This is a genomic window from Allobosea sp. Root670 (assembly GCF_001429415.1).
GTDB lineage: Bacteria > Pseudomonadota > Alphaproteobacteria > Rhizobiales > Beijerinckiaceae > Allobosea > Allobosea robiniae.
Map to the genome: position 1 here is coordinate 1,232,714 of NZ_LMJU01000001.1, position 14,299 is coordinate 1,247,012.

The following is a 14,299-nucleotide window of genomic DNA, read 5'->3' on the forward strand; positions in this document are numbered from 1 at the left end:
CAGCCGGCGTCATAGCCCGTCGGCCGGCATCGTCCAAGCAGTCTTTAATGCGTTTAAGCCTAGGCCGCCTGCGCGGCTGATTCGGCGAGGATCGCGTAGATCGCGGCGGGGTCGCGGACCTTGCGGACCTGTTCCAGAACGGTCTGGTTACGCAGCACGCGCGCCACACGGGCGAGCGCCTTGAGATGATCGGCGCCGGCACCTTCGGGCGCGATCAGCACGAAGATGATGTCGACGGGCTGACCGTCGAGCGCGTCGAAATCGATCGGCTTCTCGGTGCGGGCGAAGAGCCCGACGAGGCGATCGATCGCCGGCATGCGGCCGTGCGGGATCGCGATGCCATCGCCTATACCGGTGGAGCCGAGCCGCTCGCGCTGGAGCAGAGCTTCGAAAAGCTCGCGGTCCGGCAGGCCCGTCAGCGAGGCGGCATGCTGGGCAAGCTCCTGCAGAGCCTGCTTCTTGCCGTTGGCCCGCAGCGGCGAGATCACCGCTGCTGGGCTCAGAAGATCGGTCAGCGTCATTCGCCCGTCCATGCATGTCCCGTGCCGGTCGAAAAGCCGGCGGCACGGGTCAGGTTCGACGGCCGGAGCGGATCGCCCGCCGGCCTCAGGACAACGATGCCGGCGGGTCGATCCAGCCGATATTGCCGTCGCGGCGGCGGTATACGACGTTCATGCGGCCATTGCCAGCGTGGCGGAAGATGACGACCGGCGCGCCCGTCAGGTCAAGCTCCGCGACAGCGTCGCTTACCGTCCTGATATGCAGGGATTTGGTCGATTCCGCGACGATCACCGGGTTATCGCCGGCTGAAGCCCCATCGATTTCCTCGATATCCTCATCGGGAGCCGCGATCACGTAGCTGGGGATTTCGATGCCAACGTCGCGGCCATTGCCCGCCGAACGATCCTTCAGCCGACGCTTGTAGCGTCGCAGCCGCTTCTCGATGCGCTCGGCCATCTTGTCGAGGCTGGCATAGGGATCATGGGCAGTGGCAGAGGCTTCCAGCGTGATTCCCGAGGAGAGGTGCAGGACACCGTCGGTCCGGAAGGCGGAGCCGTCCTTGTCCACCGTGACGTGGCCCTGGTAGCCACCCTCGTAATATTTGCTGACCGCCGCAGCGACCCGCTCCTCGGCCTGGCCGCGCAGGGCCTCGCCGACATCGAGATTCTTGCCGGAGATTCGCAAGCTCATGGAGTGCTTCCCCTTGGTTTAGCCATGGCCCTGTTCGGCCATCCCTAGGAGCTAAGAACCGCGAGTCGGGGTTGTCAATGAGCCGGCGCACTCATGGCGCGCATGCGCCTGCGCTTTGGAACAAAATCGCGCGACGCTACCCCAGCGCCATCGCGACTTTCTCGCGCCGGCGCTCCATGGAGGACGGGATTCTGAGGGATTCGCGGTATTTCGCCACGGTGCGCCGGGCGATATCGATGCCGCCATCCTTGAGCCGGGTGACGATGGCATCGTCCGAAAGGACCGCCGAGGGGCTCTCGTCGTCGATCATCTGCTTGATCCGGAAGCGGACCGCCTCCGCCGAATGCGCTTCGCCGTAGCCGGTCGCGGCGATCGCGGCGGAAAAGAAGTACTTCATTTCGAAGACGCCGCGCGAGCAGGTCAGGTATTTGTTCGAGGTGACGCGCGAGACGGTCGATTCGTGCATGCCGATCGCATCGGCCACGGTCTTGAGGTTGAGCGGGCGCAGATGCTCGACGCCATGGGCGAAGAAGCCGTCCTGCTGCCGCACGATCTCGCTCGCGACCTTCAGGATCGTCCGGGCACGCTGCTCCAGCGAGCGGGTCAGCCAGTTTGCGGTCTGCAGGCATTCGGCGATGAAAGCCTTGTCCGAATCGTTGCGGGCCGCCCGCGAGACGCGCGCATGATAGGTCTGGTTGACCAGCAGGCGCGGCAGAGTGTCGGGGTTGAGGTCGATCAGCCAGGAACCGTCGGGCGCGGCGCGGATGAAGACATCCGGCACCACGGTCTCGGCGGCCGAGCCACCGAAGGCGCGGCCGGGCTTGGGGTCGAGGCGGCGGATTTCGCCCACCATATCGGCGATATCCTCGTCGTCGACGCCGCAGAGGCGCTTCAGCGCGGCGAAATCGCGCTTGGCGACCAGCGGCAGGTTCGCCACCAGTGCCTGCATCGCCGGATCGAAGCGGTTGCGGTCGCGCAACTGGATGGCCAGGCATTCGGCGACGTCGCGGGCCGCGACGCCGGACGGGTCGAAACCCTGGACGACGCGCAGCACCGCCTCGACCCTGTCGATGGCGACGCCGAGGCGTTCGGCGATCTCCGCCAGCGGCTCGCCGAGATAGCCGCTGTCGTCGACCGCATCGATGATATGGCGGCCGATGATGCGCTCCGCCGGCGCGATCACGGCGAGATCGAGCTGCGCGATCAGGTGATCATGCAGCGAAGCGTCCGCCGTCAGGCTGCTTTCGAAACCCTCGGGATCGCCGTCGAACGAGCCACCCGACGCGCCATAGGCGCCGCCGACGATCGGCAGGCTGTCGGCGCCGCCCGCCTCGCTGCGGGCCGGGGTCGGCTGCTCGTTCTGGAAGACATTGTCGAGCCCGGTGCCGAGCCTGCCCTCCATGCCCTCCTGCGTATGCAGGCTCTCGGCACGGGCGAAGCTCTCGGCATCGGCGGCGTGAGGGCCATCGGCATCATCGGGCCGGGCCGGCAGGTCGTTCGCCTCGTCGCGCTCCAGCAGCGGATTGCGCTCGAGCTCGCCCTCGACGAAATTCTGAAGCTCGAGATGGGAGAGCTGCAGGAGCTTGATCGCCTGCAGCAGCTGCGGCGTCATCACCAGGGATTGTCCCTGGCGCAGCTCCATGCGCGGCATCATCGCCATGCGCCAAAGGCCCTTCCCACTCGCGCGCCATCGGCACGCTTCTTGCTTGCGAAAAGGACACTAGCGCCGGCTCACCGCCGCGTCAAAGGCTGCACCGCGCCTCCGGACAGAGAATGATGCACCGCAACAAATCCGCAGCGAAGCGGGCCGAAGCGCCTCAGAGGCGGAAATCCTCGCCGAGATAGACGCGCCGGACATCCGGATTGGCGATGATCTCGGCCGGCGAACCTTCGGTCAGCACTCGCCCGGAATGGATGATATAGGCGCGATCGACTAGGCCGAGCGTCTCGCGGACATTGTGGTCGGTGATCAGCACGCCGATGCCGCGATCGGTCAACTGACGCACCAGCGCCTGGATGTCGCCGACCGCGATCGGGTCGATGCCGGCGAAGGGCTCGTCGAGCAGGATGAAGGAGGGCTTGCCGGCCAGGGCCCGCGCGATCTCGCAGCGGCGGCGCTCGCCGCCCGAGAGCGCGATCGAGGGCGCCTTGCGCAGGCGGGCGATGGTGAATTCCTCGAGCAGCTGGTCGAGCTGGCGCTCGCGTGCCTTGCGGTCGGGCTCGACCACCTCCAGCACCGAGCGGATATTGTCCTCGACCGACAGGCCGCGGAAGATCGAGGCTTCCTGCGGCAGGTAGCCGATGCCAAGGCGCGCGCGCTGGTACATCGGCAAGGCCGTGATGTCGTTGCCTTCGAGCGAGATGATGCCGGCATCGGCCGCGACCAGCCCGGTGATCATGTAGAAGATCGTCGTCTTGCCGGCGCCGTTGGGGCCGAGCAGGCCGACCGCCTCGCCCTGACGCAGATGGAGACTTGCATCGGAGACGACGGCACGCCCGCCATAGCTCTTGCGCAGACCGTCGACCGCGAGGATGCCCGGTCCGCCGATCGCGGCGACCCTGGACGAGGCCTGACGGACCTCCCCGTTGTCACGATTGCCGAAAAGACCGCGCAGCCGGCCGAAGACGCCCGGTTGCTGCGGGCGTGGGGCCGGCCGCGCCGGCGCGGCCGTGGGACGAGGCGCTTCGGAAACAGTCACTGCAGCACGATCAGTTGGTGGGCTTGGGCGCCGGCTTGGCGCCGGGCTTGCCGGCCTCGGTCTTGTTGGCGTCAGCCGCATTCGGAACGAACAGGCCCTGCACGCGCCCGCCCTGGACATTCGCGATGCCGGTTTCCGTGTTGTAGATCAGCTTCTCGCCGCGGGTCACGTTCGGCCCGTCGTTGAGGGCGACATTGCCGGTCATGATCACGACGTTGTTGGCGCGATCGAACTCGGCATTGTCCGAGGTTGCGGCCTGCGTCTTCGAGACCACCGTGACCGGCCCCTTGCACAGGATGCGCTTGATCGAACTGTCATTGCCCTGACCGCCCGCGCCTGCGCCCGCCGCCGCGGGAGCCGGCGTTGCCGGGCGCCCGGCGGTTCCGCCCGGGCCGCCACGGCCCTCGTAGAGCACAGTCATCACGGTGCAGCGAACCGTCGTCTCGCCCTGTACGGCCACGACATTGCCGGAGAAGATCGCCTTGTTCTCCTTGTCGAGCACGTCGAGCTTGTCCGCGTCGATCTTGATCGGCTCCTTGCTGTCGCCGCCGAGGCCACCCAGCGCCGAGGATGCGCCGCGCGCCTTGGCCGGGGCTGCCTGCGGCTTGGCGGGGGCGGCCTGCGCGAAGGCCTCCTGCGGCGCGCCAAGCAGCGCGAAACCCGCGGCAAGCAGCAGCGCGGCGTCGCGGGCATCTGCGAAACGGAGCATCTGGCCAGCCCTGGTCATGTCACTGTCTCTTCCCATTACCAGCGTCGCCCGCCGGTGCTGCATCCGCGGGAGGAACCCGATTCGCTTTCAGCAATTCCGGCATCGGCGTGCTGCCCTCGCGTTCGGGGCCGGCGAGCGTACCTGCTGGCGCGTTCCGGATGAAGACTCGCACCCGTCCCTCGAAGGCGATCAACTCGCCATTGTTCTTCACGTCAAGGGTGTCGGCGTCCACCGTGGTCTCGCCGAGGCTGACCTTGACCGGCTCCTTCGAGACGACGGTGCCGGATTTGAAGTCGACATCGGCCGTCTTCATCTGCATCTCGTGGTCGCTCTCGGTGCGGATCCTGACATCGTCGATGAGACGCAGCTTCTCCTTCTGCGTATCGAACAACCCCGTCTTCGCATTCACCGTCACCCAGCCCTCGCGCTCCATCTGGATGCGCGCCGTCAGGGTCTGGAGCTCGATCTGCGTGGGATTCCTGATCTCCTGGAAGGCGTTCACGGCCGTGACCTGGTAGGGCCGGTTGTCCTTGCGGTAGCCCGAGAGCTTCGGCGTCTCCATCCTGACCTTGCCGCCGGTGATGCCGACCGAGCTGACCGAGACATTCGCCAGCTTGCCGCCGAGCGGCGACAGGAAAGGAATGACGACGAGCGCCAGCACGAGCACGATCGCCGCGACGGGAATCAGCCGGCGCAGGAGGTGCACCAGTTGCGTATGGCGCCGCGCCGCGCCGAAGGCCGCGCGCCGGCGTAGCGCCTGCGCGGCCAGCCCCGCAGCCGGGTCGTTGAAGGTCATTGCCAAAGTCATGTCCCGCGCAATGGCAGCCGCTGACGGCATTTTCGTGTCACAGGACAGGCCACATCGCGCCCCCGCGTAGCTCGTCCATGAGGGCGCGCGCTTGTCTGCGCGCGCCACCCGCGCGCAGACTGACGCAAGAAGCCTTGGAAATTGTCAAGTGTGCGCGAAGATGTCGGTCTCGTCCCAGCCGGCGAGATCGAGCTCGGCCCGGTAGGGCAGGAACTGGAAACAGGCCTGGGCGAGGTGCCGGCGCCCTTCGCGCGCCAGCATCGTCTCGAGCTTCTCGTGCAGCGCGTGCAGGTGCAGCACATCGGAGGCGGCATAGGCGAGCTGGGCCTCGCTCAGCGTATCGGCACCCCAGTCGGAGGATTGCTGCTGCTTCGACAGGTCGACGCCGAGCAGTTCGCGCACGAGATCCTTGAGCCCGTGCCGGTCGGTATAGGTGCGGGTCAGCTTCGAGGCGATCTTGGTGCAATAGACCGGCGTCGTGACTACGCCGAAGGCGTGCTTGAGCACTGCGACGTCGAAGCGGGCGAAGTGGAAGAGCTTCAGAACGGCCGGGTCCTCGAGCAGGCGGATCAGGTTCTTCGGACGCTCGCCGCCCTTGGGAATCTGCACGACATCGGCGGTGCCGTCGCCGCGCGACAGCTGGACGACGCAGAGCCGGTCGCGGTGCGGATTGAGGCCGAGCGTCTCGGTATCGATCGCGACGCTCGACCCGGCCTCATAGCCGTCCGGCAGGTCGCCGCGATGGAAACGGATGGTCATGCTCGAAACCTCACTGGGGCCGCGCGGAGGCGCCCTTCAACTGCACTTCACGACAAGGGGAACGGCAGGCCGCGAGCCGAAAGCAACGCGTGTTCCGCAGCTAACCGCCAGCCCCGTCGCGTTCAAGCCCTTTCTGGGCCGATATAAACTCTTAGGCGCCCCGTTAACCTTTTATTCACCATAAGCTTCACCCTCGCGGCAAGCCGTGCGACAAAGGCCATCGGAGCTTGCCTGATGTCCCTGATCCGCCTCTTCAGCGATTTCGATGGCCGCATCGGCTTGCGGACCTTCTGGCTCGGCAGCATCGCGGTCGCGCTGACGCTGCTCGCCATCCAGCGCACCGTGCCGCTTCTGGTCGGTTACCGGGACGCGATCATGATCGTCGCCTTCGTCAAGGCCTTCGCCCTGTTTCCCTGGGCCGCGCTGGCAGCGAAGCGTGCCACCGACCGTGGCAGCACACCGCTCTTCGGCATCCTGCTGGTCTGCGCGATCGTGCTGCCGGAGCATCTGCGCGTCGTCATGCCGTTCGGCTGGCGCCCGTCGCTGGAGGCGATCTCGACCATGGCCTGGGTCGTCGCCTTCATCGATCTCGGGCTGCTGCCGTCGGCAGCGAAGCAGGATAGGGTTGCGGCCACGCCAGCGGGGGCTAGAACATCGGATTGAATACCAACCCGATGTTCTAGATCTTTGATTTTGCATCGGCTTTCCCGAAAACCGCATTCCTCTTTTCGGGCCGATGCTCTAAAGCGGCGGAATGAGCGCCGCACCCACCTCCCCCACCCCCGCACTGCCTTTCGACCCGGCCGACCCCGTCGCCTTGACGCAGGCCCTGGTCCGCTGCCCCTCGGTGACGCCTGAAGAAGGCGGCGCGCTCGCGCTGCTTGCCGCCGTGCTCTCGGCGGAAGGCTATGATGTGCATCGCCCGGTCTTCAGCGAGCCCGGCACGCCTGATGTCGAGAATCTCTATGCCCGCATCGGCAGCACCGCTCCGGTCTTCGTGATCGCCGGCCATACCGATGTCGTTCCTGTCGGCGACGAGGCCGCCTGGACGCGCGAGCCCTTCGGCGGCGCGATCGAGAATGGAACGCTCTACGGGCGCGGCGCCTGCGACATGAAGGGCGGGCTCGCCGCCATGGTCGCAGCCGCGATCCGCTACGGCCGTGACAATCCCGATGCGCCCGGCTCGATCGCCTTCCTGGTCACCGGCGACGAGGAAGGCCCCTCGGTCAACGGCACGGTCAAGCTACTCGCCTGGGCGCATGAGCGCGGCGAGCGCTTCGACCATTGCATCCTCGGCGAGCCGACCAATCCGGCGACGATGAGCGACATGATCAAGATCGGCAGGCGCGGGTCGTTGACCGGCAAGCTCACCGTGCAGGGCACGCAGGGTCATGTCGGCTATCCTCATCTCGCCGACAACCCGATCCGCGGCATGGTGCGCCTGCTCGCTGCCCTCGACGCCACGCCGCTCGACGGCGGCACGCAGCATTTCGACCCGAGCAATCTCGAAGTGACGACGCTCGATGTCGGCAACCCCGCGACCAACGTCATCCCGGCGCAAGCGAAGGCGGCCTTCAACATCCGCTTCAACGACACATGGACGCCGGAGACGCTCGCCGCCGAACTGGAACGGCGCCTGCACGAGGCGGCCGGCAACCAGGTTCGCTACACACTCGAGGTCCAGCCGACCAATGCGGTCGCCTTCCTCACCGAACCCGGCCCCTTCATCGCGATCGTCGCCGACGCGATCGAGGCCGAGACCGGCAAGCGCCCGGCGCTCTCGACCACGGGCGGCACCTCGGACGCGCGCTTCATCAAGAACTACTGCCCCGTCGTCGAATACGGCGTCGTCGGCAAGACGATGCACCAGATCGACGAATCCGTCGCCGTCGCCGACCTCGTGGCGCTCGAACGGATCACGCATCGTTTGATTACCAGCTATTTTGCCGCGCACCGTCAGGCTTGACGCGACGGAACCACGGTCCATTATCGCGGTTAGACGAAAGTCTAAGATCGCAGATGATGGAGACCGTGATGAGGCTGGCAGCCGATGACGTCGCGCGTTCGCTGCGCGGCTCCTGGCACCTCATGACGCGGGGCGCCGAAGCTCTCCCCGAGCTCGACCTGACGCGGGATGGGTTCTGGCGCTCCTTTCTCGCCTTCGCGCTGATGCTGCCGGCGACGGTCGCGATCCTCGCGGCGGTGCGCCTGGTCGCCGGGCTGCCGAACAGCGCCGGATTGTTCGCCGCGCCGACGCTCGCCCTGTCGGTGATCGCGGCGATGGCGCTCACCATCCTTGCCGTCCCGGCCCTGCTGATCGTGCTGCGCCCGGAGCTCGCGCAAAGTCCGCGCTTCACTAGCTTCGTGATCGCCTGGAACTGGGCCGGCATCGTCTCGGCCAGCCTGATGGCGGTCCCGGCGGCGATCTTCGCGATCGGCTGGGCGCCGCCGAAGCTCGCTATCGTGCAGTCGCTCTTCTTTGCCGCGATCGTGCTGAGGCTGCGCTATTGCGTGGCGCGGGCGGTTTTCGGACCGGTAGCCCGCGGCATCGCCCTGCCGCTGGTCACTGCCAGCCTCGTCCTCGACTACGGCGTCACGCGGCTGTTCGGCCTGTTCTGAGGCGCCGCGGCCTCAAGCCGACGGATCGACATAGTCGACCCCGGCGAGATAGAGCCCGCAGGACGGCGCCAGCGCCGCGCATTGCGAGCGGTCGCGGGCGGCCAGGACCTTGCCGACCTTGTTCTCCGGCCAGCGGCCCATCCCGACCATCTTCAGGCAGCCGACGATCGAGCGGACCTGATGATGCAGGAAGGAGCGGGCATGGACATAGACGACGATCTCGGAGCCCTCGCGGCGGACATCGCAACGATCCAGCGTGCGGATGGGACTGTTGGCCTGGCATTCGGCGGCACGGAAGGTGGTGAAGTCGTGCTGGCCGAGCAGCGCCTTGGCCGCGCGGTCCATCGCCTCGTGATCGAGCTTGACCGGCACATGCCAGACGCGGTCGCGATCGAGCGCCGGCTGGGCCCGGCGGTCGAGGATGCGGTAGACGTAATAGCGGCGCCGCGCCGAGATGCGGGCGTCGAAATCACCGGGGACCAGCTCGGCGCTGAGCACGGCGACAGGAATCCGCTTCAGCCGGGCGTTGGTTGCGTCGCGCACGACATCGGTGCGCCATTCCTTGTCGATATCGACATGGGCGACCTGATGGGTGGCGTGGACGCCGGCATCGGTCCGGCCGGCGCAATGCAAGCGGACGGGATGACCGCAGAAGGCCTCGACAGCCTCCTCGACGCTCTGCTGCACGGACGGGCCGTTGAGCTGGCGCTGCCAGCCCGAGAACGGCGTGCCGTCGTACTCGATGACGAGCTTGTAGCGCGGCATCAGAGTCCGCTACCGAAAAGTGCGAGGCGGTTTTCGGACAATGGCCTGCTCATTCAAAGCTTGTCGCCGGCTCCGAGCCGGGCGCCGCGCAGGAACTCGGCCCCGCTCATCGGCGCCTTGCCGGCGCGCTGGACCTGAAGCAGCTTCACCGCCCCGACGGCGCAGGCGACACTGCCCTCGTCGTCGAGCAGCGTGCCAGGCTCGGCCGCGCCGCCGGCCCGGGCCGTGCGCAGGATCTTCAGGCGCTCCGGCCCCTTGCCGAGGTCGATCTCGGCGAAGGCACCCGGGAAGGGCGAAAGGCCGCGCACGAGATCGTGGACCTGCTGCGCCGGCAGGGTCCAACTCAGCTTCGCCTCGGCATTCGCGATCTTGCTCGCATAGGTCACGCCCTCTTCCGGCTGCGGCGTGAACTGCAGGCCGCCGCGCCCGAGCGCCGCGAGCGCGCGCACCATCAGATCGGCGCCGAGCAGGCTGAGCTGATCGTGCAATTCGCCGGCCGTCATGTCCGGGCCGATCGCAAGGTTCTCGACCATGGCGACGGGTCCGGTATCGAGACCGGCTTCCATCTTCATGACACAGACGCCGCTCTCGGCATCGCCCGCCATGATCGCACGCTGGATCGGGGCGGCGCCGCGCCAGCGCGGCAGCAGCGAGGCGTGGAGATTAAGGCAGCCGAGCTCCGGCAGATCGAGGATCGCCTGGGGCAGGATCATGCCATAGGCGACGACGACGGCGACATCGGCCTGGTGCGAGGCGATGATCTCGGCCTGCTCCGGCGTCTTCAGCGTCTTGGGCGTGAAGACCGGGATGCCGAAACGCTCGGCAGCGCGATGCACCGGCGAAGGCTTCGTTTCGAGGCCGCGGCCAGCCTGCGCCGGGGGGCGGGTGTAGCAGGAGACGACCTCATGCCCCTGGCCTACGATCTCGGTCAGCACCGGCACGGCAAAATCCGGCGTGCCCATGAAGATGACGCGCAAGCTCATACGCTCGACCTTACCTTGGCCCGGCTCGATACCGGGAAGAATAGAACAGCCCTCATCCTGAGGAGCAGCCAGAGGCTGCGTCCCGAAGGATGATCCTGTCGCCTCCTGAAGCACCCTTCGAGACGCCGCGCACCGCGGCTCTCAGGACGAGGGCTCGGATACGACCGCTCGCTACGCAGCCCGTTCGCGCTTGGCTGCCTTGGCGAATTTCTTGGTGACGCGCTCGCGCTTCAGCCGCGAGATATGGTCGATGAAGAGCACGCCATCGAGATGGTCGATTTCGTGCTGCAGGCAGGTCGAGAGCAAGCCATCGGCCGCGATTTCATGGGTCTTGCCGTCGAGATCCATGTAGCGGACCTTGACCTCGGCCGGGCGCTCAACCTCCTCGTAATATTCCGGGATCGAGAGGCAACCTTCCTCGTAGGCGCTGAATTCGTCCGAGGACCAGGTGACCTCCGGGTTGATGAAGACCTGCGGCTTCTTCGGTTCGGGCTCCTCGCCCTCCTTCGTCTCGGGCTTCGACAGGTCGATCGTCACCACGCGCAGCGGCACGCCGATCTGGATCGCCGCGAGCCCGATGCCGGGCGCGTCGTACATCGTCTCGAACATGTCCGCGACCAGCGTCCTGATCTCGGGCGTGACGGCCTCGACCGGCTTCGAGACGAGGCGAAGCTGGGCGTCGGGCAGGATGACGAGCGGGCGAACGGACATGGGATTCCAAGGAGAAAGAGCTGTTGAGCCCGGGACATAAGCATTTGTGGAGGAGCGGTCAAACTGTTCCGCTTTCGTTCGCAATTCCCTGCCGAATCGGCTAGGCTCCCGCGCATGAACGAGATCGCCTTCACCCTGCTGGAACGCCCGGTGACATGGGCCGAGGCCGCGCTGGGCTTCGGGGGCCTGAGCCTCGCCCTGCTGCTGATGGCGGTGATCGCCAGCTGGCGCGGCGGCCGGAGCCGCGCGATCGAGGCAGCGATGGCGACTGAGCGCGCCCGCGAAATGGACGACAAGGTCGCCGAAATGAACCGCCAGCAGGCCGAGCTCGCCGGCCGGATGCAGTCGATGGCCGAAATCCTGTCGACCCGGCAGGGCGATCTCGCCCGCCTCGTCGCCGACCGGATGGACGGCCTGAGCCACAAGGTCGGCCAGGGCCTTGAGCAGAATGTCCGCCAGACCACCGAGAGCCTCGGCAAGCTGCAGGAGCGGCTGGCGGTGATCGACAGCGCCCAGAAGAACCTGACCGATCTCACCTCCGAGGTCGTGACGCTCCGCGACGTGCTCGCCAACAAGCAGGCGCGCGGCGCCTATGGCCAGGGCCGGATGGAAGCGATCGTCCGCGACGGGCTGCCCGCCGCCTTCTTCGCGTTCCAGCCGCAGCTTTCCAACGGCAAGCGGCCGGACTGCCTCGTCACCCTGCCCGGCGACGGGCGCGGCCTCGTCATCGACGCCAAATTCCCGCTGGAGAGCTTCACGCTGCTGCGCGAGGCGCGCGGCGACGACGCGAAGAAGACGGCCGGCCAGCGCGTGCGCAGCGATGTCGGCGTGCATGTGAAGGATATCGCCGAGCGCTATTTCCTGCCCGGCGAGACGCAGGACATCGCCCTGCTCTTCGTGCCCTCCGAATCGATCTATGCAGATCTGCACGAGCATTTCGACGATGTCGTCCAGCGGGCGCACCGGGCGCGCATCATGATCGTCTCGCCCTCGCTCCTGGCACTGGCGATCCAGCTGATGCAGTCGCTGGTTCGCGATGCGCGGATGCGCGAGGAAGCGCAGGTGATCCAGACCGAGGTCGGCAAGCTGCTCGACGACGTGCGCCGGCTCGGCGAGCGCGTCGACAAGCTCGACAATCATTTCCGGCAGGCACAGGACGATGTCGGCCAGATCAAGACCTCGGCCGGCAAGGTGACGAGTCGCGCCGAGAGGATCGGCGCGCTCGATTTCGACGACGAGAAGAGCGAGCCGAAGCTGCCCTTCGCCAAGGGGCTGGAGCTGAAACGCGCTGCCGAGTAGGCACCGGCGCCTTCACGCCTGCCGTCACGGCAAACGCTTCCTGCGCTTTTGATTTCTGCACTTGCGATGCGGAAGCTGCGCTGCTCGGCCGGCCACAGCGAAAGTACGCGCTCATGCCCGGGCGGCCCGCCCGTTGCGGCATTAGAACAGTTTTAAGCATTATCTGGAAGAAATTCAGGCGCTATCAGCACTCAATACGATCGAATGCCGGCCTGGACTAGGCATCTCGACCACGCCTGCAGCCTAAATCTATGCGTTGCCGGCGGCGTGCACTCCGTAGCTGCCATACCGCGTCGTTCTTCCCGAGAGATGGCTCTTCATGCTGAAACTGCCTTTTCTGCGACTTCCGATCGCGACACGTCTGGCGATATTGGCCGTATTGATTGTCGGCGTTGCGGTGGCGGCCTCTGTTGCGGTGTCCCTTCGCGCGGCCGAGAAGGCGATGCGGGAGCGGGCCCAGTCGAGCCTGACGGTCAACATCAACCTTCTGCGGGATATCCTTCTTGCCAAGGGCGAGCCCAGATTCGAGGGCGGCAAACTCATTTTCGGCAGTGAAAGCGTCAACGGCAACTTCGCCGCGGTCGACAAGGTGAAGGAGCTTTCCGGCGGTACCGCCACTGTCTTCATGGGCGATACCCGGGTGACGACCAACGTCATGAAGCCGGACGGCACCCGGGCCGTCGGCACCAAGCTGGCACAAGGCCCGGCCCATGATGCCGTCTTCAAGGAGAAACGCACCTATTCCGGCGCGGCCGACATTCTCGGCGTGCCCTATTTCACGATCTACGAGCCGATCATCCAGAAATCGGACGGCAACGTGATCGGCATTCTCTATGTCGGCATCAAGCAGGAGGAATTCCTGGCCGTCATCGGCGAGATGATCCGCGCCAACATCATTGCAGGCCTGGCGATCGCGGCCGTCGCGGCGGGTCTGCTGTTCTGGCTCGTACGTCGCATGATGAAGCCGCTCGCGACCTTGAGCGCGGCTCTGAAGCGGCTCGCTCAAGGTGATCTGGACACGCCCGTTCCCGCTTTCGGCGGCGACCGCGAGTTCGGCGCCATGGCCAACGCCGTCGAGGTGCTGCACCATGCATCCATCGAGAAGATCCGGCTGGAACAGGATGCTGCCGCGCAGGCCGAATTGATGGGTGAAACCCGCCGCCAGACAGAGGCACAGCGACAAGCGGCGGCGCGCGAGCAGATGGAGCAGGCTCAGGAACTGGAACGGGTCGTCGAAGCGCTCGCCAAGGGGCTTGCCGCCCTTTCGGAGGGCGATCTGCGCCACCGCATCGAGGCGGACATGCCCGCCGCCTATGCCAAGCTGCGCGACGACTTCAACGAGACGGTGGATCGCCTCTCCGACACGGTCGCGACGATCCAGACGACCTCGGCCGATGTCGGCCTCGCCGCGCGCGAGATCAACATGGGCGCCGACGATCTGTCGAAGCGCACCGAGGAGCAGGCCTCCTCGCTCGAGGAGACCGCCGCCACCACCGAGGAGCTCGCGGCTTCCGTGAAGGCCTCGGCCCAGGCCTCGAAGGATGCAGCCCGGATCGCCGACGAGGCGATGCAGGCAGCCGAGAGCGGCGGCACTATTGCCGGCCAGGCGGTCGACGCCATGGCCAGGATCGAGAGCGCCTCGCAGAAGATCTCCGATATCATCCGGGTGATCGACGACATCGCCTTCCAGACCAACCTGCTCGCGCTCAACGCCGCGGTCGAGGCGGCCCGTGCCGGCGATGCCGGCAAGGGCTTC

General features: G+C 66.6%; 15 protein-coding genes. 5 read left to right on the plus strand and 10 right to left on the minus strand.

What is annotated here, in order from left to right:
* Positions 1–59: 59 nt before the first annotated feature.
* The 7 genes from ptsN to ASE61_RS05705 all read right to left on the minus strand — a co-directional run bounded on the left by ptsN (position 60) and on the right by ASE61_RS05705 (position 6,166).
* A complete protein-coding gene (gene ptsN / locus ASE61_RS05675; RefSeq protein WP_061965390.1) occupies positions 60–521 on the minus strand; it encodes a PTS IIA-like nitrogen regulatory protein PtsN in 462 nt (153 codons plus the stop codon).
* 85 nt (positions 522–606) lie between these two features.
* Positions 607–1,191 (minus strand): ribosome hibernation-promoting factor, HPF/YfiA family, encoded by a 585-nt coding sequence (hpf, locus tag ASE61_RS05680; protein WP_061965392.1) that lies wholly within the window; start codon positions 1,189–1,191, stop codon positions 607–609.
* A 136-nt stretch (positions 1,192–1,327) separates the two neighbouring features.
* A complete protein-coding gene (rpoN, locus tag ASE61_RS05685; RefSeq protein WP_061965394.1) occupies positions 1,328–2,851 on the minus strand; it encodes an RNA polymerase factor sigma-54 in 1,524 nt (507 codons plus the stop codon).
* Positions 2,852–3,008: 157 nt separating this feature from the next.
* Complete coding sequence (gene lptB / locus ASE61_RS05690) at positions 3,009–3,971, minus strand: LPS export ABC transporter ATP-binding protein (protein ID WP_142114776.1); 963 nt, start codon at positions 3,969–3,971, stop codon at positions 3,009–3,011.
* The gene (locus ASE61_RS05695; protein ID WP_061965398.1) at positions 3,901–4,617 is read right to left on the minus strand and encodes an LptA/OstA family protein; all 717 of its coding nucleotides are present in this window, start codon (positions 4,615–4,617) and stop codon (positions 3,901–3,903) included. The genes lptB and ASE61_RS05695 overlap by 71 nt, the downstream gene beginning before the upstream one ends.
* Before the next feature lies 1 nt (position 4,618).
* A complete protein-coding gene (gene lptC, locus ASE61_RS05700) occupies positions 4,619–5,395 on the minus strand; it encodes an LPS export ABC transporter periplasmic protein LptC (protein WP_061965400.1) in 777 nt (258 codons plus the stop codon).
* 156 nt (positions 5,396–5,551) lie between these two features.
* A complete protein-coding gene (locus tag ASE61_RS05705) occupies positions 5,552–6,166 on the minus strand; it encodes a ribonuclease D (RefSeq protein WP_061965402.1) in 615 nt (204 codons plus the stop codon).
* Positions 6,167–6,400: 234 nt separating this feature from the next.
* Here ASE61_RS05705 and ASE61_RS05710 point away from each other — a divergent pair, with 234 nt between their 5' ends.
* From ASE61_RS05710 to ASE61_RS05720, 3 genes are all read left to right on the plus strand, one after another.
* Positions 6,401–6,829: a hypothetical protein gene (locus ASE61_RS05710; protein WP_061965404.1), complete on the plus strand. Its 429-nt coding sequence runs from the start codon at positions 6,401–6,403 to the stop codon at positions 6,827–6,829.
* Positions 6,830–6,920: 91 nt separating this feature from the next.
* Positions 6,921–8,132, plus strand: a complete 1,212-nt coding sequence (gene dapE / locus ASE61_RS05715) for a succinyl-diaminopimelate desuccinylase (RefSeq protein WP_142114775.1) — start codon at positions 6,921–6,923, stop codon at positions 8,130–8,132.
* 68 nt (positions 8,133–8,200) lie between these two features.
* Entirely contained in the window at positions 8,201–8,785 is a 585-nt protein-coding gene (locus ASE61_RS05720) for a hypothetical protein (protein WP_142114774.1), read from the plus strand.
* Positions 8,786–8,797: 12 nt separating this feature from the next.
* Here the strand turns inward: ASE61_RS05720 and truA are convergent, their stop codons facing one another.
* The 3 genes from truA to def all read right to left on the minus strand — a co-directional run bounded on the left by truA (position 8,798) and on the right by def (position 11,244).
* Positions 8,798–9,550 (minus strand): tRNA pseudouridine(38-40) synthase TruA, encoded by a 753-nt coding sequence (gene truA / locus ASE61_RS05725; RefSeq protein WP_061965408.1) that lies wholly within the window; start codon positions 9,548–9,550, stop codon positions 8,798–8,800.
* 53 nt (positions 9,551–9,603) lie between these two features.
* Positions 9,604–10,533, minus strand: a complete 930-nt coding sequence (gene fmt, locus ASE61_RS05730) for a methionyl-tRNA formyltransferase (protein WP_061965410.1) — start codon at positions 10,531–10,533, stop codon at positions 9,604–9,606.
* Positions 10,534–10,704: 171 nt separating this feature from the next.
* A complete protein-coding gene (def, locus tag ASE61_RS05735) occupies positions 10,705–11,244 on the minus strand; it encodes a peptide deformylase (RefSeq protein WP_061965412.1) in 540 nt (179 codons plus the stop codon).
* Positions 11,245–11,358: 114 nt separating this feature from the next.
* Between def and ASE61_RS05740 the strand changes: the two genes are divergently transcribed.
* Positions 11,359–12,543: a DNA recombination protein RmuC gene (locus tag ASE61_RS05740; RefSeq protein WP_061965413.1), complete on the plus strand. Its 1,185-nt coding sequence runs from the start codon at positions 11,359–11,361 to the stop codon at positions 12,541–12,543.
* A gap of 415 nt (positions 12,544–12,958) precedes the next feature.
* Positions 12,959–14,299: methyl-accepting chemotaxis protein (locus ASE61_RS05745; protein WP_162260070.1), on the plus strand; the 1,341-nt coding region annotated here is incomplete at its 3' end.